This is a genomic window from Streptomyces sp. NPDC025651 (genome assembly GCF_055558735.1).
In genome coordinates this window covers 264508-287933 of record NZ_JBVHLZ010000008.1, presented here as the reverse complement: position 1 = coordinate 287933, position 23426 = coordinate 264508, and the positions used below count along the sequence as shown (strand labels likewise).

General features: G+C 73.7%; 25 protein-coding genes. 11 read left to right on the top strand and 14 right to left on the bottom strand.

The features are described from left to right. Nucleotides 1-24 precede the first annotated feature (24 nt). Complete coding sequence (locus tag ACZ4D5_RS27780) at nucleotides 25-576, top strand: hypothetical protein (RefSeq protein ID WP_467775140.1); 552 nt, start codon at nucleotides 25-27, stop codon at nucleotides 574-576. An 11-nt stretch (nucleotides 577-587) separates the two neighbouring features. On the opposite strand, the gene ACZ4D5_RS27775 is transcribed toward ACZ4D5_RS27780, so the two are convergent. Beyond that, complete coding sequence (locus tag ACZ4D5_RS27775) at nucleotides 588-1079, bottom strand: phage holin family protein (RefSeq protein WP_467775139.1); 492 nt, start codon at nucleotides 1077-1079, stop codon at nucleotides 588-590. 87 nt (nucleotides 1080-1166) lie between these two features. On the opposite strand from ACZ4D5_RS27775, the gene ACZ4D5_RS27770 reads away from it, so the two are divergent. From ACZ4D5_RS27770 to ACZ4D5_RS27755, 4 genes are all read left to right on the top strand, one after another. Further along, entirely contained in the window at nucleotides 1167-1715 is a 549-nt protein-coding gene (locus tag ACZ4D5_RS27770; protein ID WP_467775138.1) for a hemerythrin domain-containing protein, read from the top strand. A 130-nt stretch (nucleotides 1716-1845) separates the two neighbouring features. After that, nucleotides 1846-2199 (top strand): VOC family protein, encoded by a 354-nt coding sequence (locus ACZ4D5_RS27765; RefSeq protein WP_467775137.1) that lies wholly within the window; start codon nucleotides 1846-1848, stop codon nucleotides 2197-2199. A 55-nt stretch (nucleotides 2200-2254) separates the two neighbouring features. Then, nucleotides 2255-2959: a GntR family transcriptional regulator gene (locus tag ACZ4D5_RS27760; RefSeq protein WP_467775136.1), complete on the top strand. Its 705-nt coding sequence runs from the start codon at nucleotides 2255-2257 to the stop codon at nucleotides 2957-2959. Between the two features lie 187 nt (nucleotides 2960-3146). After that, nucleotides 3147-4451 carry an amidohydrolase gene (locus ACZ4D5_RS27755; protein ID WP_467775135.1) on the top strand — a complete coding sequence of 435 codons (1305 nt, stop codon included), beginning with the start codon at nucleotides 3147-3149 and terminating at the stop codon, nucleotides 4449-4451. Nucleotides 4452-4494: 43 nt separating this feature from the next. Here ACZ4D5_RS27755 and ACZ4D5_RS27750 read toward each other — a convergent pair whose 3' ends face one another. After that, nucleotides 4495-6468: a DUF5107 domain-containing protein gene (locus tag ACZ4D5_RS27750; RefSeq protein WP_467775134.1), complete on the bottom strand. Its 1974-nt coding sequence runs from the start codon at nucleotides 6466-6468 to the stop codon at nucleotides 4495-4497. A gap of 179 nt (nucleotides 6469-6647) precedes the next feature. Here ACZ4D5_RS27750 and ACZ4D5_RS27745 point away from each other — a divergent pair, with 179 nt between their 5' ends. Then, on the top strand, nucleotides 6648-6989 hold the full coding sequence (locus ACZ4D5_RS27745) for a DUF6204 family protein (RefSeq protein WP_467775133.1): 342 nt from the start codon (nucleotides 6648-6650) through the stop codon (nucleotides 6987-6989). Here ACZ4D5_RS27745 and ACZ4D5_RS27740 read toward each other — a convergent pair. The 12 genes from ACZ4D5_RS27740 to ACZ4D5_RS27685 all read right to left on the bottom strand — a co-directional run bounded on the left by ACZ4D5_RS27740 (nucleotide 6964) and on the right by ACZ4D5_RS27685 (nucleotide 18214). Continuing rightward, nucleotides 6964-7536, bottom strand: a complete 573-nt coding sequence (locus tag ACZ4D5_RS27740) for a GNAT family N-acetyltransferase (protein WP_467775132.1) — start codon at nucleotides 7534-7536, stop codon at nucleotides 6964-6966. The genes ACZ4D5_RS27745 and ACZ4D5_RS27740 overlap by 26 nt on opposite strands. Nucleotides 7537-7567: 31 nt before the next feature. After that, nucleotides 7568-7882 carry a hypothetical protein gene (locus ACZ4D5_RS27735; RefSeq protein ID WP_467775131.1) on the bottom strand — a complete coding sequence of 105 codons (315 nt, stop codon included), beginning with the start codon at nucleotides 7880-7882 and terminating at the stop codon, nucleotides 7568-7570. After that, nucleotides 7879-8124, bottom strand: coding sequence for a LapA family protein (locus tag ACZ4D5_RS27730; RefSeq protein WP_467775130.1), 246 nt, complete (start codon nucleotides 8122-8124; stop codon nucleotides 7879-7881). The genes ACZ4D5_RS27735 and ACZ4D5_RS27730 overlap by 4 nt, the downstream gene beginning before the upstream one ends. Before the next feature lie 219 nt (nucleotides 8125-8343). Next, the gene (locus ACZ4D5_RS27725; protein ID WP_467775129.1) at nucleotides 8344-9288 is read right to left on the bottom strand and encodes a S66 peptidase family protein; all 945 of its coding nucleotides are present in this window, start codon (nucleotides 9286-9288) and stop codon (nucleotides 8344-8346) included. Then, the gene (locus ACZ4D5_RS27720; protein ID WP_467775344.1) at nucleotides 9285-11264 is read right to left on the bottom strand and encodes a dipeptidyl-peptidase 5; all 1980 of its coding nucleotides are present in this window, start codon (nucleotides 11262-11264) and stop codon (nucleotides 9285-9287) included. Before ACZ4D5_RS27720 ends, ACZ4D5_RS27725 begins: the two co-directional genes overlap by 4 nt. A gap of 26 nt (nucleotides 11265-11290) precedes the next feature. Beyond that, nucleotides 11291-12670, bottom strand: coding sequence for a M20/M25/M40 family metallo-hydrolase (locus ACZ4D5_RS27715; RefSeq protein ID WP_467775128.1), 1380 nt, complete (start codon nucleotides 12668-12670; stop codon nucleotides 11291-11293). Beyond that, complete coding sequence (locus tag ACZ4D5_RS27710) at nucleotides 12663-13496, bottom strand: M55 family metallopeptidase (RefSeq protein ID WP_467775127.1); 834 nt, start codon at nucleotides 13494-13496, stop codon at nucleotides 12663-12665. Before ACZ4D5_RS27710 ends, ACZ4D5_RS27715 begins: the two co-directional genes overlap by 8 nt. 111 nt (nucleotides 13497-13607) lie before the next feature. Next, nucleotides 13608-14123, bottom strand: coding sequence for a copper chaperone PCu(A)C (locus ACZ4D5_RS27705; RefSeq protein ID WP_467775126.1), 516 nt, complete (start codon nucleotides 14121-14123; stop codon nucleotides 13608-13610). Then, a complete protein-coding gene (locus ACZ4D5_RS27700; protein WP_467775125.1) occupies nucleotides 14120-16450 on the bottom strand; it encodes a heavy metal translocating P-type ATPase in 2331 nt (776 codons plus the stop codon). The genes ACZ4D5_RS27705 and ACZ4D5_RS27700 overlap by 4 nt, the downstream gene beginning before the upstream one ends. Further along, a complete protein-coding gene (locus ACZ4D5_RS27695) occupies nucleotides 16450-16674 on the bottom strand; it encodes a hypothetical protein (RefSeq protein ID WP_467775124.1) in 225 nt (74 codons plus the stop codon). Before ACZ4D5_RS27695 ends, ACZ4D5_RS27700 begins: the two co-directional genes overlap by 1 nt. A gap of 50 nt (nucleotides 16675-16724) precedes the next feature. Then, nucleotides 16725-17201, bottom strand: a complete 477-nt coding sequence (locus tag ACZ4D5_RS27690; protein WP_467775123.1) for a Fur family transcriptional regulator — start codon at nucleotides 17199-17201, stop codon at nucleotides 16725-16727. Nucleotides 17202-17245: 44 nt separating this feature from the next. After that, the gene (locus tag ACZ4D5_RS27685) at nucleotides 17246-18214 is read right to left on the bottom strand and encodes a GHMP family kinase ATP-binding protein (RefSeq protein ID WP_467775343.1); all 969 of its coding nucleotides are present in this window, start codon (nucleotides 18212-18214) and stop codon (nucleotides 17246-17248) included. Between the two features lie 192 nt (nucleotides 18215-18406). Here ACZ4D5_RS27685 and ACZ4D5_RS27680 point away from each other — a divergent pair, with 192 nt between their 5' ends. The 5 genes from ACZ4D5_RS27680 to ACZ4D5_RS27660 are packed head-to-tail and all read left to right on the top strand — an operon-like array spanning nucleotide 18407 to nucleotide 23420. Then, nucleotides 18407-19399: a pyridoxal-phosphate dependent enzyme gene (locus ACZ4D5_RS27680; RefSeq protein WP_467775122.1), complete on the top strand. Its 993-nt coding sequence runs from the start codon at nucleotides 18407-18409 to the stop codon at nucleotides 19397-19399. A 29-nt stretch (nucleotides 19400-19428) separates the two neighbouring features. Continuing rightward, complete coding sequence (locus ACZ4D5_RS27675) at nucleotides 19429-20268, top strand: Rossmann-like domain-containing protein (RefSeq protein WP_467775121.1); 840 nt, start codon at nucleotides 19429-19431, stop codon at nucleotides 20266-20268. Then, the gene (locus ACZ4D5_RS27670; protein ID WP_467775120.1) at nucleotides 20265-21542 is read left to right on the top strand and encodes an MFS transporter; all 1278 of its coding nucleotides are present in this window, start codon (nucleotides 20265-20267) and stop codon (nucleotides 21540-21542) included. The genes ACZ4D5_RS27675 and ACZ4D5_RS27670 overlap by 4 nt, the downstream gene beginning before the upstream one ends. After that, nucleotides 21539-22645 carry a FecCD family ABC transporter permease gene (locus ACZ4D5_RS27665; protein ID WP_467775119.1) on the top strand — a complete coding sequence of 369 codons (1107 nt, stop codon included), beginning with the start codon at nucleotides 21539-21541 and terminating at the stop codon, nucleotides 22643-22645. The genes ACZ4D5_RS27670 and ACZ4D5_RS27665 overlap by 4 nt, the downstream gene beginning before the upstream one ends. A 1-nt stretch (nucleotide 22646) precedes the next feature. Continuing rightward, nucleotides 22647-23420: an ABC transporter ATP-binding protein gene (locus ACZ4D5_RS27660; protein WP_467775118.1), complete on the top strand. Its 774-nt coding sequence runs from the start codon at nucleotides 22647-22649 to the stop codon at nucleotides 23418-23420. The last annotated feature ends 6 nt before the right edge of the window (nucleotides 23421-23426 follow it).

Below are 23426 nucleotides of genomic sequence, written 5' to 3'. Positions count from 1 at the left end.
CCGAACGGCTGCCAGGCTCCCCGCATGGGGACCGTCACGGGGAACAGCCCGGATCACGCCGAAGTACTGCTCATCGGAGGCCGCTCGGGGGTCGGCAAGTCGTCGGTCGGCTGGGAGGTCTCGGCACAGCTGCGGGCGGCCGGCATCGGCCACGCGATGGTCGAGGGCGACTTCCTGGACGCGGTCCACCCGACGCCGCCGGGCGACCCGGACCGCTCCCGGATCACCGTGCGCAACCTCGCGGCGATCTGGGCCAACTACAGGGAGCTCGGCTGCCGTCGGCTCGTCTACACGAACACGGCGAGCGTGCTCGGCAGCGAGGAGTGGCTGTTCACCGAGGCGCTGGACGGGCCGCGCATCATCCGCGTCCTGCTGACCGCGACGGACGCCACGGCCGAGGCGCGTCTGCGCGGGCGCGAGCTGGGCTCGGAACTCGAACAGCAGCTGCGCCGCGGCACGTTCATGTCCCGCCACCTGGACGCACACGCGGCACCCGACGCCCACCGCGTCCCCACGGACGGCCGCGCGCTGACGGACATCGCGAAGGAGGTGGTGGGGGTCACGGGCTGGCGGTGACGGGGCGTCGGTCAGGCCTCCTTGCGCCGCGGGGCCTCCGGGTCGGCCAGACCCTGGCCGCCAGGGCCGGCGGCGGGCGCGGCGGGCGGCATCGGCGGGGGCGCGGGGGCGCCGAGCCCGCCCGGCGGGACCATCGGGACGCCGAGTCCGGTGCCCGTGGGGTCGGCCCGCAGCGCGGCGTCCGTCCGCACCGCGGAGTCACGCGCCTTCCGCGGCCGTGCCGCGTTGCGCAGCACCAGCGCCGTGACACCGAACAGCACGGCGACGACGAGGGCCGCCGCCCAGTCCGGCATGCCGAGCGCCAGGGCGAGGCCGATCGCCAACGCGACCGCGGCGCCCGCGTAGAGGGCCGCGGTGCCGGAGGCCGCGTAGAGCGTGGCCTTGCGGCGCTGCCTCCTGGTCTGCTCGCGGAGTTCCTCGCGCAGCTCGGCGCGGATCGCCCGGACCAGTTCGTCGGTCACGGACTTGTCGAGTCCGGTCGGAAGGTTCTCGGGACCAGTCATGGCGCCCGGGTACCCGCGGCCCGGGACGCCTAACGGCGTGCCGCCCGGGTACCCGGCGCGTCCGCACCCCGACCCGGGAGGGACACCATGCCCGAGCGCAACGACGTCGTGGAGCTGCTGAAGGCGCAGCACACGAGGATCCGCGGTCTGCTCGACGAGGTCGCGGCCACCAAGGGCGACGAACGGAAGCAGACCTTCCATGAGCTCGTCCGGCTCCTCGCGGTGCACGAGACCGCGGAGGAGGAAGTCGTCCACCCGTTCGCCCGCCAGAACATCGACGGTGGGGAACTGGTGGTCAAGGACCGTGTCAAGGAGGAGGAACAGGCCAAGAAGGCGCTGTCCCGCCTGGACGACATGGACACCGAATCCCCTGAGTTCCTCGACCAGTTCGCCGCGCTGCGGCAGGACGTCCTGGCCCACGCGGACGCCGAGGAGCGGTACGAGTTCGCCCACTTCCACCGGATCGCCGACCGCGCGAAACTGGAACGCCTGGCCACCGCGGTGAAGGCGGCCGAGGCGATCGCACCGACCCGTCCGCACCCCGGCACGGACACCGCCCTGAAGAACGTCGCGGTGGGCCCGCTCGCGTCGGTGGTCGACCGCACCCGTGACGCGATCCGCGAGGCGATGCGCTGACGCTCCGCGGAGCGCGGCCGGCGTATTCCGTGGTGCGGTGCCGGCGCGCTCCGCAGAGTGCGGCCATGCCACGCGGTGATTTCCCGAGGGCGGTGGCGACGGGGCGGTCAATCATGAAAGCTTTCCGGCTATGGAGATCCTCGGAACCACACTGCGCATCTGCGTCGAGGACCTGGAGTCCTCGGTCGCCTTCTACGAACGGCTTGCGGGCGGCAAGGCGATGCGCTTCGAGCGCGGGGGCGTGTCCGTCGCCGCGGTCGGCTGCTTCCTGTTGATGAGCGGTCCGGCGAAGGAACTCGACGTGCTCCGCAAGATCTCCGCGACCATCGCGGTGCGGGACGTGGACGAGGCGAACGAGGTCCTGAAGTCCTCCGGAGCCCAGATCATCGCGGGACCGCTGCCCACGCCCGCGGGCCGCAGCCTCATGGCGCTGCACCCCGACGGCTCCGTCTTCGAGTACGTGGACCGCCGCGCCGCGAGCTGACCCGTATCCTCCACGGCGGGGCGGTAGGCCCCGGCCGGAACGGAGGACGGTGCACGTGGCAGGCAACACGGCGGGCGGCGCGGAACGGACGTCGCTGAGCGCCCAGGCGCGCGAGGCCGTCCGGCAGCGGATCGTCGACCGGCGCTACGCACTCGGCGCGCGCCTCGTGGAACGCGAGGTCGCCGAGGAGCTGCGGATGTCCCGCGTCCCCGTCCGCGAGGCCCTGCGCGCGCTGGTCGCCGAGGGCCTGCTCGAACTCCTTCCGCACAGCGGCGTCCGGGTGCGCCGCCTGGACCGCGACGACGTACGTCATCTGTACGAGGTGTGGGAGCCCCTGGCCGTCCAGGCGTCGCGGCTCGCGGCGCGCCGGGTGGCACGGTGCGCACCGGAGGAGCCGCCGGGCCTGGCCGCGCTCCGGGCCACCCTGGGCCAAGCCGAGCAGGCGTCCGACGCGGACGACGGGCCGCGCGAGGTCGCCGCGCACACCGCGTTCCACGAGGGCATCGTCGCCCTCTCCGGCAACCCGCTCCTCGCCCGCACGATGGACCAGCTGAGCTGGCAGCTGCAGCTCCTGTTCGGGATCCGCGCGGAACCGGCCCACATGCGCTCGCAGCACCGCCTCATCCACGACCGCATCGCCTCGGGCGACGAGGAGACGGCGGCGGCCGTCACCCTGCTCCACGTCAGGGACAGCCGGACCGTGGCCCTGCGCTCGCTCTTCGAGGCGTCGACTCTGTATACCAACACCTCCGGCACCTGACCGTTTCCCGGACTTTCTCGCGCAATACCCCCACCTCCTCCGGTCACTCTTGCGGCCCTCTGACTCTTGGTATACAAACTGGCGGACGCCTCCCCTCCGCTCTTCCTCCCCACTCCCGGCTCACCCGGCGCGGAGAAGCCCGTACGCGTGGTGCGTTCACTGCCCGCCCCTCACTGAAGGAGTCCCCATGACCCCGTTGTCCCGCCGCGGTGTGCTCGCAGGTGCCGCGGCCCTCGCCGGAACCGGCGCCACGACCGCGTACGCCGACACCCGCGACCGCGACGACCGCGACGAGCACGGCGACCGGCACCGCGCCAAGACCGTGGTCTTCAGGAACGTACGCCCGCTCGGCGCGAAGAAGCCCGTGGACCTCACGGTGGTCGACGGGCGGATCTCGGACCGGCCCGCGCCCCAGGGCGCCGACGTCGTCGAGGGCGGCGGCCGGATCGCGCTGCCCTCGCTCGTGGACGCCCACATCCACCCCGACAAGACGACGTGGGGCGGCGACTGGATCACGCGGAAGCCCGCGAGCGGCATCGCCGACTACGTCGCCCAGGACGTGGAGCTGTTCAAGAGCCAGTCCCGCACGGTCGGCGAGCGCGCGTACGGCCTGATGGCGCACGCCGTGACCCGCGGCACCCGCGCGATGCGGGCCCACGCGGACGTGGCGCCCGCCTACGACCTCGCGGGCCTCGAAGGCGTCGCCCACGCCCGGGGGCGCCTGAAGCACGCGCTCGACGTCCAGATCGTGGCGTTCCCGCAGCACGGCGTGGTCCGCACGCCCGGCACGGCCGAGCTCCTGGAGGAGGCGGCGCGCTCCGGCCTCGTCGACTTCGTCGGCGGCATCGACCCGATCAGCTTCGACCACGCCATGGACGAGCAGCTCGACCTGGTCTTCGGCCTCGCGGACCGGCACGGCATCGGCGTGGACATCCATCTGCACGACCGCGACGAGAAGGGCACCGAGGTCCTGCGCGCCGTCATCGACCGCACCCGCGCGCTCTCGCTGCGCGGCAAGGTCACGGTCAGCCACGTCTTCTGCCTGCCGAACCTGTCCGACACCGAACTGGGCCGGATGGCGGCCGACTTGGGCGACCTGGACATCTCCCTGACGACCGTCGCGCCGAACGAGTCACTGGTCCTGCCCATCGCGAAGCTCCAGGAGCACGGGGTGCGGGTCGGGCTCGGCTCGGACGGGGTGCGCGACGCGTGGAGCCCGTTCGGCAACGCGGACATGTTCCACCGCACGCACATCCTCGGCTGGGTCACCGACGTACGCCTCGACGAGGAGCTGACGGACTGCTTCCACGTGGGCGCCCACGGCGGCTCGGACGTGATGGGGCTGCGCCGCGCGGACCTCACGCCCGGCGCGCCCGCCGACTTCGTGCTCGTACGCGCCGAGTGCCTGCCGCAGGTCGTGGTGGACATGCCGCGGCGGGACCTCGTGGTGCACGGCGGCCGGGTGGTCGCGCGCGACGGCGAGCTGGTCTGACGCACGCGGTGGCGCGGCCCGCGCAGGCTCGCGCCACCGCGCCTCACCCCTGCGGCGGCCGCATCCTGAAGTCGTACCGCTCCGGTATCTCCTCGCCCGTCGCCGCCGCCCACAGGTCGCCCAGCTCCTCCGCGCCCTCACGGAGGTCCGCCGCCTCGAAGCCGGACTCGAAGACGGCCCGCACCGCCGCCATGTCGCCCTCCGCGTAGTGGAGTTGGGCCTCGACGAGCCGGAAGCGGCCCTCTTGGCGGGTTGCCTCGTGCAGCCGCTCCCAGACCGTACGGGCCGCTGCGGGGCGACCCGCGGCGAGCAGCGCGGCGATGGCCTCGGCGCCGAGCGCGGCGGTCGCCGCCCGCCAGACGACGCCGTCGTCGCGCCGCTCCTGGCACAGGTCGTCGAAGGCTTCCGCGTACCGGTCGGCGGCCCGCTCCGCATGGCCCTCGGCGCGGTCGGCGACGGCGAGGCAGCGCAGCAACGGCCAGCGCGAGGGCGCGAGTTCCAGGCCCCGCTCCCAGCTGCGCACCGCCTGCGCCCGGTCGCCCGCGTGCCACTGCGCGACGCCCAGGTGGTACTCGGCGAGCGGCCGCGCGGGCGCGGTCTCCAGCATGTCCCGCCAGTGCGGCGCGACCAGCGTCGGTCCGGGCGGCACGACCTTGCGCGGCTCGGGCACCGCGCCGGTCCGCAACAGCTCCACCCACGGCTGCTGTTCGGGCCCGAGCGTCGACTCGTCGAAAGGCGTGCCCGGCAACTTGTACTCGGCGCGCAGGACTTCGAGCGCGCCCCAGCCGGATCCCGTGGCGAGCACCTCGCCGGGCTCGGTGTCGGCGCAGGCCAGCCACGCCTCGTACGCGGCGTCGACCTCGCCCCTCGGCAGCGCGTCGGCGAGCCGCGCCGCCACCTCGCCCCGGGCGCCCGCCCACTCGCCGTGCACGCGGTCGGCGGGTGCCGACAGCGGTCCGTACGACTCCAGCCAGCTGAACTCGGCCTCGGCGTCCAGGCGTACGTGTTCGAGCTGGGTGCGCGCGAGGCCCGACTGGATCTCCGCGTAGCCGCCGGTGCCCGGCTCGGTGAGCCACTCCTGCCAGCGGCGTCCGCCGGTGCCCGTGCCCCACAGGAAGAGCTTGCGGCCGCGCGGCAGGTCGGTGGAGGTCTGGACGAGGCCGTGCCCTTCGTCGTCGAGCGCGGCGATCCACCGCCGCTCGCCGTCCGGCACGTCGTAGAAGTAGTCGGCGGGGTACTCGCTGCGCCGCGGGTAGGTGCGGTCGGCGCCGTCGTACTCCGGCACGGGCACCTTGCTCAGGCCGCCGGGGTAGGCGAAGCGCCAGGCCTCGTCGGCCGGGGCGAGGACCCTGCGCTCCTCGGGCACCGCGATGTTCGACCACCAGTAGACGGGGGCGGGCCTCTCGTGCGGGTTACGGATCCGGACGCCGACGTGCAGGAAGTCGGAGCCCTCCGGCAGCCACAGGTCCACCTGGAAGGGCAGGTCGCGCAGCCGCTCCCACTCCCACAGGCGCAGCATCTCGCCGCCGTCGGGCCCGGGCACGCGGGCGGCGTGGACGGGCGCGCAGGACAGCGTGGTATGGCCGGTGGCGCCGATGTTCCACTCGATGCCGCCGGAGAACCACGCGCCGTTGAGCGCGAACGCGGCGGGCTGCAACACCGGGTTGCGGTAGAGCAGTTCACGCCCGGACGGCTTGTGGAAGAGGGAGTGGACGCGGCCGCCGTACCCGGGAAGGACCGTGGCGCGCAGCCGGTCGTTCTCGACGACGATCACGTCGAGCCGGGTCTCGGTGCGCTCGCGCCCGTATCCGTCGAGGACCCGGGTGGGCAGCGGGGAGCGCAGCGGTGCGTACCCGAGCTGCCGGGCCATGTCGCGCGGCAGTCCCTCCTTGTCGCGCTCGTCCAGGGTGTGGACGGCGCGCAGCGGAAGGAGCGGCGGCAGCGGGTTCTCGGGCCCCGACTCGGCGGCGGGCAGGGTCAGTACGTCGCGTCGCACGGTGGTCTTCACGATCACCATGGAACACGTTCGCCGCGGCGCCGAACAGAGGGTGCCCAGGTCAGGATTGCGCAAAAGCGCGCGGGCTCAGGTCGGGCGGGGCGTCACCCCCCCCCCCGGCGATATTCCGTGTGCGGCCCGTCCCCGGCGACGTAGGCTGACGCTCTCATACGATTCCGATCGGGAGAGCAGTACAGATCATGGGCACGCAGCACACCTACCGGGTGATCGTCCGGGGAACCTTCGACGGCCTGACGGACGCCTCGCGCGCCACGCTCCTCGCCGAGGTCGAGGAACACGGCCTGGCGCAGATGAAGTTCACGCCGGAGGGCTCGCTGACGTACGACCGCGCGCTCAAGCACTTCTCGTACCGCTTCGTGGTGCTCTCGGACGCCGAGGACGGCGAGGAGATGGCGGGGGCGCTGGCCGAGGAGAAGGCGGAGGGGCTCCTCGCGGGCCTCGGTCACGGCTTCCGCGACCTGCGGTCCACGGTGACGGACATGGACACCATGAAGATCAACCGGAAGCCGTCGCGCCGCTGATCCGCGCCCGGGGCATGTCGGCGGTGACCGCCCAGCGTTCGTGGTCGCGCCAGGCGCCGTCGACGAAGAGGAAGTCCGGCGAGAACCCTTCGAGGCGGAATCCCGCGCGGCGCACCAGCGCGATCGAACCGGCGTTGCCGGGCTGGATGTTGGCCTCCAGGCGGTGCAGCCCGAGCGCCGTGAACGCGTACGTCGTGACGAGCCCGAGCCCCTCGGACATCAGGCCGCGCCCCGCCGCGTGCGCGAAGGCGCCGTATCCCAGGGCGCCGCACCGGAAGGCGCCGCGCACGATGTTGTTGACGTTGATGAACCCGCCGATGGCACCGCTGTCGCGGGCGCAGACGAGGAATCCCGCCTTGGTGGGATCCTCGATCAGTACGCCCGCGTACGCGCGATAGGCGTCGTCCGTGGTCGGCGGGAAGAGCCAGGGGCGGTGCAGCTCCCGGCTCTCCCTGGCGCGTGCGGTGAACTCGGCGCCGTCCGCGGGGGTGAAGGGGCGTATGCCCACGCGGGGGCCTTCGGCGAGACAGGGGGCTCTGTCGGACATCGGGCCACGCTATCGCCGACCGTCCGGCCGGCTACTTCTTCGGGCACTTCTCGCCGTTCTTCACGACGCCGATGGTGACCGTCCCGCCGTTCAGCTGCTTGCCCGCGGCCGGCGACTGCGTGCAGACCTTCCAGCTCGGCGGCCACAGGACGTGCCGGTGGAAGCCGCTGGCGTCGTGCACGTCGACCCGGGTGCGGTAGTCGACCGTGGAGAAGACGTGCATCAGGCCCCGGCCCCGGAAGTCCGGCATCGGCGGACCCGCGGCGGCCGCCGTGGTGACCGCCATGAGGGTCGCCGCGGCCGCGCCGCCGACGACCACTCCCGCGCGTTCGAGCTGCACCTTCACTTGCGCCTCCTGACGAAATAGGCCCCGCACAGTGCACCGATCAACGCCGTGCCGAGCAGAGCCATCCACAGGGGCAGGGTCACCTCGGGGATCAGCAGTCGGATCTTGGTGTTGCGGGTGTTCTCGAAGATGAAGACCAGGGTGAGGACGGCGACCGCGATCACGGCCACCCTGCCGGGCGTGAACAGGCCGCTGCCCGAGCCGCCGCTCTTGGAGCCGCCCGTGGAGGTGTTGGGGCTCATGGTGTGACCCTTCCGTCGGAGGTACGCCGGCCTCCCCCGGCACCAGCATGGGCAGCTGGGCCGGGATCGCGCGCGGTGGGCGTGTCTCCGGGGTGGGGCGGTGGGCCATGCGGGTGACGTCGGCGTCAGGTACGTCTGCCGTGGGGGCGGTACGTCTCCTACGTCCGCCGTGGGGGCGGTACGTCTCCTACGTCCGCCGCGCGAGGGCCGGTACGTCTCCTAAACGAGCGCCGGTACGTCGAGTGTCAGCGTGCCCGCGTCCGCGTCCAGTTCGCCCGGCACGCCGAACGGCACCGTCAGCGCCCCCTCGCAGTGCCCGAAGCCGAAGTCCTCGACCACCGGCACGCCGAGCCCGCCGAGACGGTCCGCGAAGACCGCCCGCACGTCGTCGTACGGCCCGCACTCCTCCCACGAGCCGAGGGCGATGCCGGCGACGCCGTCCAGCCAGCCCGCGCGCAGGAGTTGGGTGAGGATCCGGTCCAGGCGGTAGTCCTCCTCGCCGATGTCCTCCAGGAACAGCAGGCCGCCGCGCGCGGACGCCCGCGCCCCCGGGGTGGCGAGGTCGGCGGCGAGCAGTGACACGCAGCCGCCGAGGGTGACACCCCTGGCCCGGCCGCCGGCCAGCGCCCCGGCCCGTGCCGGGTCGGCCCGCACCACCTGCGCCGCCTCCGGCGTGAAGAGCGTCGTCCGCAGGTGTTCCTGCGCCCGCGCGTTCTTGAGGAAGCCGGTCACGGCGGTCATCGGGCCGTGCAGCGTGGCGACGCCCAGGCGCGTGGCGAAGGCCTCGTGCAGCGCGGTGATGTCGCTGTAGCCGAGGAACACCTTGGGCCCCGCGGTCCGCGTCGCCGCACGCAGCGCCGACCAGTCGACGAGGTCCACCATCCGCTGGGCGCCGTACCCGCCGCGGGCGCAGAACACGGCGGACACGGACGGGTCGCACCAGGCCCGCTCCAGGTCCCTGGCGCGGTCGGCGTCCGCCCCCGCGAGGTAGTCCAACGTGTCGTGCCGTGCCAGGACGTGGGGCATGACGAGCGGCTCCAGGTCCCAGCCGCGCAGGATGTCGAGGCCCGCCTGGAGCGCGTCCTCGGGGACGGGGCCGCTCGGGGCGACGACGGCGACCCGCGCGCCGGGAACGAGGCGCGCGGGCCGGGCGAGGGGTCTCACTTGGCGAGCTCCAGGGTCGGGACGCGGCCCGCCAGGTCGAGTCTGAACACCTGGGCGTACAGGGAGAGTTCGGCCTCCAGGGCGCGGACCATGGTGTCGGAGCGGCGGAATCCGTGCCCCTCGCCCTCAAAGGCGATGTAGGCGTGCGGGACGCCGCGCCCCTCCATCTTGGCGAGGAACCGCTCGGACTGGGCGGGCGGGCAGACCACGTCGTCGAGCCCCTGGAGCAGCAGGAACGGCGTGGTGATCCGCTCGGCCTGGTCGACCGGCGAGCGCTCCGCGTACCGCCCGGGGACCTCGGCGAGGGGTCCCACCAGGGACTCCAGATACCGCGATTCGAGGTCGTGGGTCTCCGACGCGAACGCGGTGAGGTCGAGCACCGGGTAAATGATCGTCCCGCAGGCGTAGACGTCGGTGCTGGTCAGCGAGACGGCCGTGGTCCAGCCGCCCGCGCTGCCGCCGCGGATCGCGAGTCGGCTCCGGTCGGCGGTGCCCTCGTCGGCAAGAGCGAGGGCGACCGCCGCGCAGTCGTCGACGTCGCCGATGCCCCACTGCTCGCGCAGCCGGTTGCGGTAGGCGCGCCCGTACCCGGTGGAACCGCCGTAGTTGACCTCGGCGACGCCGATGCCGCGCGAGGTGAAGTAGGCGATGGCCAGGTCGAGGACGAGTGGCGAGCGGCCGGTGGGGCCGCCGTGCGCCCACACCACGTAGGGCGGGAGCTGGTCGTCTGGCGCGATGTGGGTGGGGTTGTGCGGGGGGTAGATGTGCGCGTGGATCTCCCGCCCCGCCGGCCCGTAGAACGTACGGATCTGCGGTTCCGGGTAGTACGTGGGGTGCACCGGGTCGTCGTGGGCGGCGCCGACGACGCGGGCGCGCCCCGTGCCCGTGTCCAGCTCCACGACCTCGTACGCGCTGCGAGGGCTCGCGGCGACGCCGACCACGCGGGGGCCGTCCGCCGCGACGGTCGCGGACCACTCCGTCCAGGGGCCCGCCGCGTCGACGACCTCGCCGGTCTCGGGGTCGAGTATGCCGAGCGCGGTGGCGCCCTTGCCGTGCACGACGGCGACGAGGCCGCTGTCCAGCGGCGCGAACCAGCTCAGGCCGATCTGCCAGAGCGGCCCCGCGAACTCCTCCTGGCGCGGGCAGAGCGGCTCCGCGGTGCCGCCGTCCGGCGCCGTGCGGTACAGGTTCCACCAGCCGGTGCGGTCGCTGGAGTACAACAGCCGTCCGTCGTGGGCCCATTCGACCTGGGCGATCGACTCCTCGGGGCCGCCCGCGAGGGTCCGGGGCGCGCCGAAGGTGCCGTCCTCGCGCACCTCTGCGGCGAGGAGCTCGGTGCCGTCCCACGGCATGCGCGGGTGGTCCCAGGCGATCCAGGCGACCCGGGTGCCGTCGGGCGACAGGCGGGGCCCCGTGACGAACCGGTGCCTGCCGTCGGAGAGTTCACGGACCGCGCCCCGGTCGTCGGCCGCCGAGCCGTCCAGCGGCACCGCGGCGATGACGCGCCGCACGTCGGTGGGCTGATCGCCCGTGAACTCCTCCAGGACGCACCAGACTTCGCCCCGCTCCGGGCACAGGAGGGGGTCGGCCCAGCGCAGCCCGCCGCCCACGCAGGAGAGCGGAGTCAGGGGGCGCGGCGGTGTTTCCGGGGCGTCCGGCTCGTACGCGTACAGACGCTGGTCGGCGAAGTCGGCGAAGACCAGCAGCGGCCCTTCGGGGCGGTCGGCCCCGGTCCAGGCGCGGCCGCCGTACTCGACGACGCGGGTGCGCACGTTCCACGGCGCGGGGAGCACCGAGCGCTCCTCGCCGTCGGGCAGGCGCCGCACCAGGGCGCGCCGCCCTCCTTCGGTGGGCCGTGGCTCCGTCCACCAGGCCTCGCCCCCGACGAACCCCACGTGCCCCGGGGCGCCGTCGTGGGCGGCGGCGAGTCCGGCATCGATCGGTGACGGCCATGATCCGTACGCCCGGGTCTGCATCATGTCCTTTACTTCCCCCATTTTTCCTAGGCCGTACGCAGAAAGCGGTCGAGGACGCGGACGCCGAAGTGCAGTGCGTCGACCGGGACGCACTCGTCGACGCCGTGGAAGAGCGCCTGGTAGTCGAAGCCCTCCGGTGTCCTCAGCGGCGAGAAGCCGTAGCCGGTGATGCCGAGCCGCGAGAACTGCTTGGCGTCCGTGCCGCCCGACATGCAGTACGGCACGACGTGGCCCTCCGGTGCGAACTCCTCGACGGCCGCCCGCATGCGCGCGTACGTCGGCGAGTCGACCGGAGCCTGCAGCGCCACCTCGCGGTGGTGGAACTCCCAGTCGACGTCAGGGCCCGTGAGTCGGTCAAGCGTGCGACGGAACTCTTCCTCGCCGCCGGGTAGAAAGCGGCCGTCGACGTACGCCACCGCCTCCCCTGGGATCACATTCACCTTGTAACCCGACTGCAGCATCGTCGGGTTGGCGCTGTTGCGCACCGTCGGCGCGACCAGGTCGGCGGTCTGACCGAGCTTCTCCAGGAACGCGTCGACGTCGAAACCGGGCGCCTCGGGGTCGCTCTCCAGGCCGTACAGCGTGGCGAGTTCGACGAGTCCGGCCCGCACGGTCGGGGTGAGCCGCACCGGCCATCGGTGCTCGCCGATGCGGGCGATGGCGGCGGCCAGCCTGCTCACCGCGTTGGCGCGGTTCACCTTGGAGCCGTGGCCCGCCTTGCCGCGTGCGGTGAGCTTGAGCCATCCTGTGCCGCGCTCGCCCGCCGCGATGGGGTAGATCTGGTTGCCGCGCCCGTCGTGGAAGGTGAAGGCCCCCGACTCGCTGATGCCCTCCGTGCAGCCCTCGAAGAGGGAGGCGTGGTGGTCGGCGAGGAAGCCGGAGCCGTCGACCGCGCTGGCCTCCTCGTCGGCGGTGAAGGCGATCACCAGGTCGCGCCGGGGCCGGACGCCGGAGCGCGCCCAACTCCGCACGACGGACAGGATCATCGCGTCCATGTTCTTCATGTCGATCGCGCCACGGCCCCAGACGATGCCGTCGCGGACCTCCCCGGAGAACGGGTCGACGCTCCAGTCGGCGGCCTCGGCGGGCACGACGTCCAAGTGGCCGTGGACGAGCAGCGCGTCGGCACCGGGGTCGGTGCCCTCGATGCGGGCGACGACGTTCGTGCGGCCCGGGGTGCGCTCCAGGAGCGTGGGTTCCAGGCCCGCGTCCGCGAGGCGCTCCGCGGCGTACTCGGCGGCGGGCCGCTCGCGGCAGTCGCCGCTGCCGCGGTTGGTGGTGTCGATGCGGATGAGCTCGCTGGTGAACGTCACGACCTCGTCGAGTGCCCGTGCGTCCACCTGGTCGTCTCTCCCCCGGCCCTGCTCCCGACCGGTCGTCTCCCGGCCCTGACCCTGGTCACCCATACTGCTCCTCCACGGCGGCAGAGGCGATCGTCGTAACCGCCTTGAAGGTACGGATCCCCTCGTACATGGTCTCGCTGTCATAGGCGACGCGGCGCTCCCCCGTACGGCGCACGCCCGGTACGACGGTCGAGGCCATCGAAAGGTGCTCGGCGTCGAACTCGACCTCGACGGTGAACGGCCCGCCGACGACCGGCTCGTGGCGCACGGCGAGCGGCGCGGCCTGCTTCGCCGCGGCGCGGATGTCGGCGGCGGTGCGGGCCGGGGTGCGGCAGACCGCCGCGTACCGCGAGACGTGGTCCTTGACGGCGACCTTCAGCGCGCCCGGCGCGTAGCCGAGGGCGTCCTCGCAGGCCAGGTCGTCGCCGGTGACGAGCACCACGGGGACGCCGTACTCGGCGACGACATGGGAGTTGAGCAGCCCCTCGCTGGCCCGGACGCCGTTGACCCAGACGCCGGTGATCTGGTTGGCGAGGTAGGTGTGCGCGAGGACGCCCTCCATGCCGGCGCCCGCGTGGTACCCGATGAACGCGATGCCGTCCACGTCGTCGTGCTGCACACCTTCGACCATGGAGAGCGACTTGTGCCGTCCCGTCAGCATCTGGGCCCGCTCGTCCAGCTGCTCCAGCAGCAGATTGCGCATGGTCCAGTGCGCTTCGTTGATGAGCACCTCGTCGGCGCCGCCGTCGAAGAAACCGAGCACGGCGGCGTTCACGTCCGAGGTGAACATCGCCCGGCACCGCTCCCACTGAGGGGTGCCGGGCAGCACGTCCGCCGGCCAGGTCACGCCGGTGGCGCCCTCCATGTCGGCGCTGATGAGGATCTTCATGGGGCGCCACGTTACGCGCCAATGCAGGAGCGGACCAGGAAGACTTGTGCCCGGTTCCCGTGGTGCGGCGCGTGGCCGGGAGGCCGGGGGCAGGAGGTCGGGAGGCCGGGGTCAGGAGGTCGGGCGGACCACCACCGCCTCGGCGTTGACGCGGCCGCCGTGGCGGAAGGTCAGCACGAACGGGATCCTGTCGCCCACGCTCAGCGGTGCGCGCGTGCGAGCCATCACGTCCACGCCCTGAGGGGTCATGGTGAGGCCCTCGCGGGCCGGGACGGCGGCCGAGTCCAGCATGCGCATGGTGGCGGCCCCGTCGCCCGCGGCCGTGTACCGGCCCAGCATCACCTCGTCGAGGACCGGGGACGTCACCGACGTCAAGCGGTCGTCGGAGCCTCCCGAGTTGGTGATGCGGAAGAACGCGGCGGTCTCCTGCCGGTCGCCGTACGGCAGGTAGACCGTGCCGGGCCCGACCGCGACGCGGGCCGGGCTCCCCGCCGCGCCGGACCCGGTCCACGCGGTGAGAGCGCCCAGGGCCATGGCGCAGGCCGTCAGGGGCGCGAGCGCGGCGCGACCGGCTTCGCGGAGCCTGCGGCGGGACGGCCGCCAGGGGTTCTGTTCGGCGCTCGTCATCGCGCGCCTTTCCGTGCCGGAGGCGAGGGTCTGCCGGGCGCCGGGTTCCAGGTGCGCAGCCGCAGGCTGTTGCCGACCACCAGCACGGAGCTCGCCGACATCGCCACCGCCGCGACCATGGGGCCGAGCAGGCCGACCGCGGCGAGCGGCACCGTGACGGCGTTGTAGCCGAAGGCCCACAGGAGGTTGACGCGGATCGTGGCGAGGGTGCGCCGGGCGAGGCGGACCGCGACGGCGACGGCCTCGATGTCGCCGCGCACGAGCGTCACGTCGGCGGCCCCGATGGCCACGTCGGTGCCGCCGCCCATGGCGATGCCGAGGTCGGCGCGGGCGAGCGCGGCGGCGTCGTTCACCCCGTCGCCGATGACCGCGACCCGGTGTCCGCGCTCTCTCAACTCCCTTACGAGGGCCGCCTTGTCGTCCGGTGTGCGGCGGGCGTGGACCTCGTCGATGCCCAGGCCTTCGGCGACGGCGCGGGCGGTGGCCTCGCGGTCGCCGGTGGCGAGGACGGGGCGCACTCCGAGGCGGCGCAGCCGGTCCACGGCGCGGTAGCTGCCGGGCCGCACCAGGTCGCCGACCGCGACGACCGCCTCGGGGACGCCGTCGACGCGGACCAGGACCGGGGTGTGGGCGGCGGCCTCGGCGTCCGCGACGGCGCGGGCCAGCGGGCCCGTCAACTCGTCTCCCGGCGCGTGGACTTCGACGCGCCGCTCACCGACCAGGCCGCGTACGCCCCACCCCGCCACCGCGTGGAACTCCCGTGCCCGCGGCAGCGGGCCCGCGTGGCGCGTCTGCGCGTACGCGGCGACGGCCCGGCCCAGCGGGTGTTCCGAGCCCTGCTCCACGGCCCCGGCCAGGCGCAGCGCCCGCTCTTCGCCGATGCCGTCGGGGGCGGCCGTGACGGCGGTGACGCTCATGTGCCCGGTGGTGAGGGTGCCGGTCTTGTCGAGGACGACGGTGTCGATGTGCCGCAGGGTTTCCAGGGCCTGCGCCCCGCCGACCAGGACGCCGAGTTGGGCGCCGCGGCCGGTGGCGGCCATCAGGGCGGTGGGTGTGGCGAGGCCCAGAGCACAGGGGCAGGCGACGACCAGGACGGCCACGCAGGCGGTGACGGCGGCCTGGGGGTCGGCTCCGGCGCCGAGCCAGAAGCCGAGGACCGTGGCGGCGAGCGCGAGCACCACCGGCACGAACAGGCCCGCCACCGTGTCGGCGAGCCGCTGCGCCCGCGCCTTGCCCGCCTGAGCGTCGGTCACCATCCGTGTGATGCGGGCGAGTCGGGTGTCGGCGCCGACGGCCGTGGCGCGGACGAGGAGCAGCCCGCCCGCGTTGACGGCCCCGCCGGTCACGTCCGCGCCCGGCCCGACCTCGACCGGTTCGCTCTCCCCGGTGACCAGCGACAGGTCCACGGCGGAGCTGCCCTCCACCACGACGCCGTCGGTGGCGACGCGCTCGCCGGGCCGTACGACGAAGACCTGACCGAGCCCCAACTCGCCCACCGGGATGCGCCGTTCGCCGCCACCCTCCCGCACGGCGACGTCCTTGACGGCGATCCCGGCGAGCGCGCGCAGCGCGGCGCCGGTGCCGCGCCGGGCCCGCGCCTCAAGGAACCGCCCGGCGAGCACGGCCAGCGGCACGCCGACGGCCGCCTCCAGATAGACGTGCGCGGTGCCGTCGTCGGCGGAGGGCAGCAGGCTGAACGGCATCGTCATGCCGGGCACGCCCGCGCCGCCGAGGAACAGCGCGTACGCCGACCACCCGAAGGACGCGGCGACTCCGAGCGAGACCAGGGTGTCCATGGTCGCGGCGGAGTGCCGCAGGCCGCGCAGCGCCCGCGCGTGGAACGGCCACGAGCCCCAGGTGGCGACGGGTGCGGCGAGCACGAAGCAGAGCCACTGCCAGTTGCGGAACTGCAGGGCGGGCACCATGGAGAGAACGAGCACGGGCACGGCGAGCAGGGCGGTGACGACCAGCCGCCGCCACTCGGGGGCGGCGCCGCCCTTCCCGGCCGCCGGGCCGCCGACCGCCTTCTCCGCCGCCGGGTCCGCGCCGGATTCCTCCGACTCCGCCTCCCCTGCCGGGTGTTCGCGGACCGGCTCGTTCACCGGCTCCGGCAGGTGGGCCGGGTAGCCGGCCCGCTCCACCGCGGCGATCAGCGCGCTCGGCGGTACGTCCTGCGGGTGGCTGACGCGGGCGAGGCCCGTCGCCAGGTTGACCGTGGCGCTCACGCCGTCCAGCCTGCCGAGCCTCTTCTCGACCCGGTTCACGCAGGCCGCGCAGGTCATGCCGCCGACGGCGAGGTCGGTGCTGACCAGGGCCGTGGCGCCCATCAGTGACCTCCCCCGTGCATGCCGCCCATGTCACCCATGTCGTCACCGCCGCCGCGGCCACCGCCGCCGTCGGAGTCCGTCACGCTGCCGCGCATGCCGGGCGCGACCGGGCCGACGGCCTTTCCGACCGCGTACGAGACCACGAAGACCAGGACGAGCAGCAGCAGGAATCCGCAGAGCGCGGGCGGCGGCAGGAGTCCGTGCCATCGCTTCTGGTCAGCCATCACCGCTCCCGGATCGCGTGAAGACGCGGACCGACCGGATCCGCGCCGCCTCAGGAGTCGGGCGGGTGCGGCGCCCAGTTCCCGCGGGGTTCAGTGGCGCGCGTCACATTCCGGGCGCGCGTGAGATCACCGCGCCCGGTGGCCCCGGTGGGCCCGCACGGTCCGCACACACCGCTGAGTTCGAGGGTGTGCTCCAGGTCCGCGAAGCCCGTGGTCTCCCCCAGGCGCTCGGCCCACGCCTCGACGTCCCGCGCGTCCACCGCCTGACTCCGGCCGCAGCGGCGGCAGATGAGGTAGTGCCGGTGTTCTTCGCTGGGCCGCCGCAGGTAGAGGCGTTCGCCGGTGTCGTCGCGTACGACGTCGACGAGCCCCGCGCGCTCGAGGTCCCGCAGCGCGCGGTAGACGGTGGTGAGGCCGACCGCGCTGCCGGCGCCGGCGAGCAGGGCGTGCAGCTCCTGCGCGGAGACGAACTCGCTGCAGCGGCCGAGGGTTTCGAGGACGGCGGTGCGCTGGCGGGTTCTGCGCATGCCCGCCCGGGGCTCCCCTTCGCGCGTGCGCCCCGCGGTGCCCGTCACGGCACACGCCCGTCGATCGTGCCCGCCCCGCACGAGGCGTTGCCGAAGCTCAGCGTGCGGTAGACCGTCACGCCGCCCGCCAGTTCCGCGCACGCCTGCGCCGCGGCGGTGACGCGGCGCGTGTACGCGGGGTCCGTGGCGTCGAGCAGCACCCCGAGCGTCGTACCGCTGTGGCCGACCGCGACGCCGAGGCCGCCGACCTCGCGGCAGATCGCCCGCATCGGGTCCAACAGGCGTTTGTGGCGCAGGGTTTGGTTCATCAGGGCGCTGCGGGTCGCGATGCGGCCGACCTCCGCGAGGTCCTGGCGGCGCACGGCGGCGGTGAGTCCGTCGAGGAGGCCCGCGTAGGCGTGCCGGTCGGCCGTCGTGAACGGCTTGGGGATGCGGTTGAAGTCCACGGTGTCGACCGAGCCGCCCTCGTCGACGCCGACGACGGCCATGGCGGGCAGCGAGCCGAGGACCGCGCGGAGCCGCACGCTGCGGTGGTGGAAGGCGACGATCGCGGGGTAGAGCACGCCGTCGGTGGGTTCGATGCGGGACAGGAGCCGTTCGATCCCGGCGGGCGGCATGGGGACGTCGAGGGCGCGGCCGACCGCCCTTGCGGTGGCGACGAGGTCGGCGGAGGAGCTGGCGAGCCCCTTGCCCTCGGGGATCACGCTGCTGACGGTGAGCACTCCGCCGGGCGGGGAGCCGAGCCTCCTGGGGGCCAGGTCGGCGATCATGCGCGCCAGTCGGAGCGCCTTGGTCTTGTGCGCGGGCCGGACCTCGATCTCCCCCGAGACGGATCCCCGCCGGAACGTGGCCATCGTCCAGCGGGCCACCGGCAGCGTCACGAGGAAGTCGCCGTCCTCCTCCGGCAGCACTCCCTGGAGCAGTTCGCCGAAGGTGCCGAAGGCGGTGCCGACCCCCGTCGTCGGCGCCCCTCGGCGCGGCGGGCGGGACCTGGGTCCGGCCTCCTGGAACAGCTTCACGCGACTCCTCTCGACGGCGCGGTGCACACGGCGCGGCACCCCGCGTGCACCAGTGTGCCGAGCTTACCCGGTCTTGACAATCATTTTCATCTGGTGTGATGCTCTCGGCGTTCCCGGGGGCCGCCGAGCGGCGCCCGCACTCCCCGGGCCCCTTCCTGCCCTCACTCCCTACGGGGGATCCCAGCCATGCACGCACACATCGCGGAAGCGGTGAAGAAACCCGATCTCATATCCCTCGCACCGGATCTGGCCTGTCTCCGGTTCGAGACCATGAAGATCTACTCGGCCCTCGGCGCCGTCCGGCACCTGCTCGAATCCGGTGCCGTCCGGCCGGGCGACACGCTCGTCGACAGCTCCAGCGGCATCTACGCGCAGGCCCTGGCCCTCGCCTGCCACCGCCACGGAATGAAGTGCCACATCGTGGGCTCCACCACCGTGGACCGCTCGACCCGGGTGCAGCTGGAGATACTCGGCGCCACCCTGGAACAGGTCGCACCCTCCAGGAACCTGCGCCTGGACCAGGAGTTGAGGGTGCGGCGCATCGCCGAGATCCTGGCCGACAACCCCTCGTACCACTGGATGCGGCAGTACCACGACGAGATCCACTACTACGGCTACCGCGAGGTCGCCGAGACCATGGACGCGGAGCTCCCCGCGGGCCCTCTCGCCCTGGTCGGCGGGGTCGGCTCGGGCGCGTCGACCGGGGCCATCGCCACGTATCTGCGCGAGGCGGGCCGTGACGTGTCGCTCGTCGGCGTGCAGCCCTTCGGCAGCGTCACCTTCGGCTCGGAGCACGTCGCCGACCCGGACATGATCATCGCCGGGATCGGCAGCGCCATCGCCTTCCAGAACGTCCGGCACGAGCTCTACGACCGCGTGCACTGGGTCAACTTCGACAGCGCCGTCTCCGGAGCGGTCGCCCTGCTGCGCACCACCGGCATCTTCGCCGGGCTCTCGGCGGGCGCCGCCCATCTCGCCGCCCTGTGGGAGCGGCGCGGGGGCGACTCCCGTACGTACGTCTTCATCGCGGCCGACACCGGACACCGCTACGTCGAGAGCGCCTACGCGCGGCACGAACAGGCCCTGGACATCGACGAGTTGAAGCCGCACGAGATCACCTCGCTCGACGAGCTGCGGCACCCCTGGTCCACCACGGCCTGGCCGCCCGCCACTCCGTGAACACCCCGGCAACCCCAGAGAGAACACGCATGTCACACCCCACGCCCCACACCGTCGCCGACCTCACCGACGCGGTCCTTTCGGGCGCCCATGGACCCGACCCCGCCGAACTCGTCGTCACCAGCGCGTTCTGGCTCTACAACACCACCCGGCTCGCCGGCGGCGAGGTCACGTACCACAACCACTACCTGCTGCTGCGCGTCGGCGACTCCTTCGGCGCGTGCTCCTTCGAGGCGGGTGAACTCGCCCCGGACTTCTGCGAGAACGCCTCGGGGCAGTCCCTGGACAAGCTGCTGCGCGACGAGTCCGCGCCCGTGCGGACCGCGGCGCTCGACGCCTATCTCGCCCGGGTGCGCCCGCACCGCGACGCCGAGGACGCCGAGCGCGTCATGCTGCCCACCGGCACGCCCGAGGTCCGTGCCGAGGCCCGCGACGCTGCCATCGCCGGGCTGCTCGACATCGCGCCCGGCGCGAAGGTCGCCCTGATCGGCGTGGTCAACCCGCTCGTCGCGGCGATACGGGAGCGGGGCGGCGACTGTCTGCCCTGCGACCTCAACCTGCGGACGACCGCGTGGGGCGAGCCGGTCACCGACGACATGACCGAGGTCCTCGCGCGGGCCGACGCCGTGGTCGCCACCGGCATGACGCTCAGCAACGGCACCTTCGACCTGATCCTGCGCCACTGCGTCGAGCACGACGTGCCGCTGGTCGTCTACGCCCAGAGCGGCAGCGCCGTCGCCCGCGCCTTCCTCGGCGCGGGCGTCACCGGGCTGAACGCGGAGCCCTTCACCTTCTCCCAGTTCAGCGCCGACGCCACGCCGATGTACCGCTACCGCGCGCCCCTCGCCCCGAACGGAGCGGCAGCGTGAGCGTCGACGCCACCAAGAACGACGTGGCCGGGGCTGGCGCGGAGGAGGCGCTGCCGGGCGATCTGCGCATGGCCCGCGCCCTGTGGCCGGTCCTTCTCGCCTCGGCGGTCGGCCTGCTGCCGTTCACCGTCTTCAGCACCTACCTCGTGCCCATCGCCGACGAGGCCGGCAGCGGTGTCGCCGCGATGGGCGGTCTGCGCGGGCTCGGCGGCCTGGCCGCCCTGCTCGTCGGCACCGCGCTCGCCCCGCTCATCGACCGGGTCCCCAGGGAGTGGGCGGCGGCGGGCGCGCTCGCCGCGCTCGGGGCGTCCGCCGCGCTCGGCGCCACCGGGGGCTTCGTCCAACTCGCCGTGTTCTGCCTGCTCATCGGCGCCAGTACGGCCGTCCTGAACCCAGCGCTGACCGCCGCGGCCGCCGACCGCTTCGGCACCGGCAAGGCCGCGGGGCGCGCGGCGACCCTGGTCACCGCGACACAGTCCATGACGGCCATGCTCGCCGCGCCGGTCATCGCGCTGCCCGCGCTGTTCTGGGGCTGGCAGGGCGACCTGTTCGGCGTGACGGTGGTGGCGCTGCTGCTCGCCGTGGTCTTCGTGGCCCGGCGCGGCAGGCGGGCCCAACCGGGCGCGGACAAGGCCACCGCGCAGGGGCAACGCCTCGGCTACCTCGCCTCGTTCAGGGCGCTCGCGGCCGTGCGCGGCGCGGTGCCCCTGCTGCTCATCGGGTTCCTGCGCACCGCCGTGTTCATGGGCTACCTCTCGTACCTCGCGGCCTTCTACGAGGAGCGGTTCGACCTCGACGCCGGGCTCTTCGCGTTCGTGTGGACGCTGAGCGGCGCGGCGTTCTTCGTCAGCAACCTCCTCACCGGGCGGATCACCAACGCGGCCGCGCCGCGCCTCGGGACGGAACGCCTGCTCGCCCTCGGTCTGGTCGCCGCCCTCGTCTCCGTCGTGGGCTTCTACTTCACGCACTGGCTGCCGCTGGCCCTCGCCATGACCGCGCTGCACGCGGCGAGCCACGCGGTCGTCGCCGCCTGCGTGGTCAGCCTCATCGTGCGGCGCTGCGGGACGGGGCTGCGCGGCTCGGCGCTGAGCCTCAACGCGGCGGGCCAGAGCCTCGGCGTGTTCGTCGGCGCGGCGCTCGGCGGCGCAGGGCTCGGTCTGGCCGGTTACCCCGGTGTCGCGGCGGTCTTCGGCGCCCTGGTCCTCGCGGCGCTCGGCGCGGCCGTGCCGGTGCTGCGGGCGGACCGGATCGACGACGGGGCGGAGGCCGCGTGAGCACCGTCACGGAGGCGGCTCCCGCGGACACCTCCCGGCCCCGGGCCGCCGTGCGGGAGCGGCTCGCCTCCCCCAGGGCCCTGGTGCTGACCTGCCTCGCGCTCTTCCTCGCCCTGGTCGCCTCGGTCGTCGTGGCGATCGGCCTGGGCGCCGCCGCCGTGTCGCCCGCCGAGACCGCCCGCCTTCTGTGGGCGGCGCTCAGCGGGGGCCGCGTCGGCGCCGACGAGACGACCACGTACCAGATCATCTGGCAGATCCGTACGCCGCGGGTGCTGCTCGCCGCGCTGGTGGGCGCCGGTCTGAGCGCGGTCGGCGTGGCCATCCAGGCGATGGTGCGCAACGCCCTCGCCGACCCGTTCGTCCTCGGCGTCTCCTCGGGGGCGTCGGTGGGCGCGGTCGGCGTGACGGTGACCGGGGGCCTGGCCGCGCTCGGTGTCCACGCGGTCTCGGCGGGCGCTTTCATCGGCGCGCTCCTCGCGTCCTTCCTCGTGTACGCGGCCTCCAGCGACCGGGGCTCTCTCTCGCCGCTGCGTCTCGTCCTGACGGGCGTGGCCATGTCGCTGGGGTTCCAGGCCGTGATGAGCGTGATCATCTACTTCGCGCCGGACAGCGAGGCGACCAGCATGATCCTGTACTGGACCATGGGCAGCTTCGGCGCGGCCTCCTGGGGCTCCCTGCCCGTGGTGTCGGCCGTCGTCCTGCTCGGCCTCGTCGTCCTCCACCGGCACGGCCGCGCCCTGGACGTCCTCGCGCTCGGCGACGAGACCGCCGCGAGCCTGGGCGTCGGCCCCGACCGGCACCGCAGGTCGCTGCTCGTGGTCGTCTCGCTGGTCACCGGCGTGATGGTCGCCGTGAGCGGCGCCATCAGCTTCGTCGGGCTCGTCATGCCGCACCTGGTGCGGATGGTGGTCGGCGCCACGCACGCGCGCGTGCTCGCCGTCGCGCCGCTGGTCGGCGCGGTGTTCATGGTCTGGGTGGATCTGCTGTCCCGGACGGTGGTGGCCCCGCGCGAGCTGCCGCTCGGCGTCATCACGGCGCTCGTCGGGGTGCCGGTCTTCATCGGCCTGATGCGCCGCAAGGGCTATACGTTCGGGGGCCGTTGAGATGGATCTCCGTATCGAAGCGCTCTCCGTGGCGATCGACGGCAAGAGCCTGGTGCGTGACCTCTCCCTGGACGTGGGGCGCGGCGAGGTCGTGGGCCTGGTCGGCCCGAACGGCAGCGGCAAGTCGACCGCGCTGCGCTGCGTGTACCGGGCGCTGCGTCCGACGTCCGGCGCCGTGCTCGTCGGCGGGGACGACATCACCCGCCTGACGATGCGGCGCGGCGCGCAGCTCGTCGCCGCCCTGACGCAGGACGGCACGGTCGACCTGGACTTCACGGTCGAGGAGGTCGTGGCGCTGGGCCGGGCCCCGCACCGGCGCGGCAACCAGGCGCTCACGGCGCGCGAACGGGAGCTGTGCGCACGGGCGATGGAGCGGCTCGACATCCGGCACCTGGCCGGGCGCGGTGTCCTCGCGCTCTCCGGCGGCGAGCGCCAGCGCGTGCTGCTGGCCCGCGCCCTCGTCCAGGAGCCGCGGGTCCTCGTCCTGGACGAGCCGACCAACCACCTCGACGTACGCCACCAGATCGCGGTCCTCTCGCAGCTGCGCGGCGCCGGGCTCACCGTCCTCGTCGTACTGCACGACCTCAACCTCGCGGCGGCCGCCTGCGACCGGATCGGAGTGCTGTCCCAGGGGCGGTTGGTCACGTCCGGGACGCCCGCGGAGGTGCTCACCGAGGAGCTGGTCGCCGACGTGTTCGGCGTGAAGGCGAGCGTCGTGCCGCATCCGCTGACGGGCGACCCGCAGCTTCTGTACTCGCTCCACCCCTCCCTCTGAAAGGCG